This window comes from Streptosporangium sp. G11 (assembly GCF_051192615.1).
GTDB lineage: Bacteria > Actinomycetota > Actinomycetes > Streptosporangiales > Streptosporangiaceae > Streptosporangium.
The window spans coordinates 1-1,888 of the sequence record NZ_JBPJUQ010000255.1 but is presented as its reverse complement, the minus strand read 5'-3'; the positions used below and the strand labels follow the sequence as shown (position 1 = coordinate 1,888).

General features: G+C 67.1%; 4 protein-coding genes. 3 read left to right on the top strand and 1 reads right to left on the bottom strand.

Annotation, left to right across the window (positions count from 1 at the left end; all coding sequences use genetic code 11):
- The 3 genes from ACSDR0_RS50335 to ACSDR0_RS50325 form a co-directional block, all read left to right on the top strand.
- Window positions 1–214: ANTAR domain-containing protein (locus ACSDR0_RS50335; RefSeq protein WP_435296089.1), on the top strand; the 214-nt coding region annotated here is incomplete at its 5' end.
- Between the two features lie 370 nt (window positions 215–584).
- Window positions 585–1,043 carry a nitroreductase family deazaflavin-dependent oxidoreductase gene (locus ACSDR0_RS50330; RefSeq protein WP_435296088.1) on the top strand — a complete coding sequence of 153 codons (459 nt, stop codon included), beginning with the start codon at window positions 585–587 and terminating at the stop codon, window positions 1,041–1,043.
- Window positions 1,040–1,507, top strand: coding sequence for a cupin domain-containing protein (locus tag ACSDR0_RS50325; protein ID WP_435296087.1), 468 nt, complete (start codon window positions 1,040–1,042; stop codon window positions 1,505–1,507). Before ACSDR0_RS50330 ends, ACSDR0_RS50325 begins: the two co-directional genes overlap by 4 nt.
- An 84-nt stretch (window positions 1,508–1,591) precedes the next feature.
- On the opposite strand, the gene ACSDR0_RS50320 is transcribed toward ACSDR0_RS50325, so the two are convergent.
- Entirely contained in the window at window positions 1,592–1,756 is a 165-nt protein-coding gene (locus ACSDR0_RS50320) for a hypothetical protein (protein ID WP_435296086.1), read from the bottom strand.
- Window positions 1,757–1,888 lie beyond the last annotated feature (132 nt).

Sequence of the window (1,888 nt, the reverse complement as noted above, 5' to 3'; positions counted from 1 at the left end):
CAGCCGCATCGTCATCGAACAGGCGAAGGGCATGCTGGCCGAACGCGGCCAGATCGACGTCAGCGAGGCATTCGTCCTGCTGCGTGCCTACGCCCGCAACCACAACCAGCAGCTGTCGGCCGTCGCCCGCCAAGTGATCAACCAGGACGCGATCGTGGCAGAACTGCTGCACTCCCAGCAGCCCTCCCCAGCGACAGATCCGACGCGTAACTGATTCACCAGGGCGGCACTGCAATGCGCCGCCCTTACCCGGCGAGTGGGGCCCCACACCACCACGCGACTCACATGTCCTCTCACCTCGGCGAACAGTTGTGACGGGACTTTTCGTTCTACTGTTCTCCGACCCCCGTCTCCGGCACGGCACTTGTGCCGCTCCTGCTCATGGCCTGCTGGCAGCGCGCACCTAAGCCGATACCTACCCCCTCGCGCAGGCCGCCCAGGTGCACGAGCAAAGCGCGGCCGGCCGGATCCGGGGCAAGGTCATCCTGACGCCCGATGCCCACTGTCCGACTCCACCGTTCAATTCCCATCCCTGGGCGCCATACCGCCGCGGCGGTACGGCGCCCGTGAAACCGGAGAAAGCCATGGCCGAGACAACCGACTTCAACGCACAAACCATCGCCGAGTTCCGCGCCAACCACGGCCAGGTCGGCGGCAATTTCGCCGGAGCACCGCTGCTCCTGCTGCACACCGTCGGTGCCCGCTCCGGCGCGGCGCGGGTCAACCCGATGATGTACCTGCCCGACGAGGGGCGCTCTCTCGTCTTCGCCTCCAAGGCCGGGTCCGACCGCAATCCGGACTGGTACCACAACCTGCTCGCGCATCCCGAGGCCCGGATCGAGATCGGCGACGAGAACCTCGCCGTACGCGCCGTCGAACTGCACGGCGCCGAGCGCGACGCCCACTTCGCCGAACAGGCCCGCCGCTACCCCGGATTCGCCGGTTACCAGCGCAAGACCGAACGGATCATCCCCGTCATCGCGCTCATCCCCGTCGGCGGAGCCGCCGCGCCCGCCGACCGTACCGAAGGATCACCGTCATGAGCATGGCCTATCTCGCCCAGCCCGATCAGCAGCAGAAGCTCGAATGGCTCGATGGCGGCGTCTTCGCCGTGCTCCTGGACAGCGCGGCCACCGACGGTCAGCTGACCGTCGGCCGGTTCAGCGTCAACAAGGGCGAAGCGCCTCCGCATCACATGCACACCCGCGAGGACGAGGTCTTCATGCTGATCAAGGGCACCGCGCTGGTGTGGTCCGACGACCAGGAGATGGAGCTGTCCGAGGGCGGCATCGTCTACCTGCCCAAGAACGTCCCGCACAGCTACCGGATCACCTCCGACACTGCGGACCTGCTGATGATCTGCACGCCCGGCGGCATCGAGGGCATGTTCCGCCACGCCGGCCGCGACCTGAGCACCCCCCGGCCGGAGGGATACGAGATCTCCAAGGACCGGCTGGCCGAAGCCGCCGACACGTACGGCCAGATCATCATGGGTCCGCCGCGCTGACGCCCCGGCATTTCTCTCCAGTTGTACCCGTCCCCGGTCCGGCACCGGCCCGACGGCCGCTCGACGCTGCGCCCGCCGAAAACCTCATCCGGCCAGGTCACGCGGCCGGAACACCGGCTCCAGGCTCAAGTACGGCAGCGAGGTGATCGTCGGTGCGGATAACACCGCGTCGGTGAGCTCGAACAACGCATTCCGGCGGGCGCCCAGGCAGCCGAACCAGTCTTCCCGGAACTCCCGCAGCGCGGCCATCGTCGAGGATTTCGTCGTTGATGCCACTCCCGCCCGCAGCGGCGTGGACTTCTAGTGCTTCGTTCCTTTTTGGACAGCAAGATTAGACGTACTATCAGGGCCCAGCGGGTCGTTGATGGGCGGTGAGGCAGT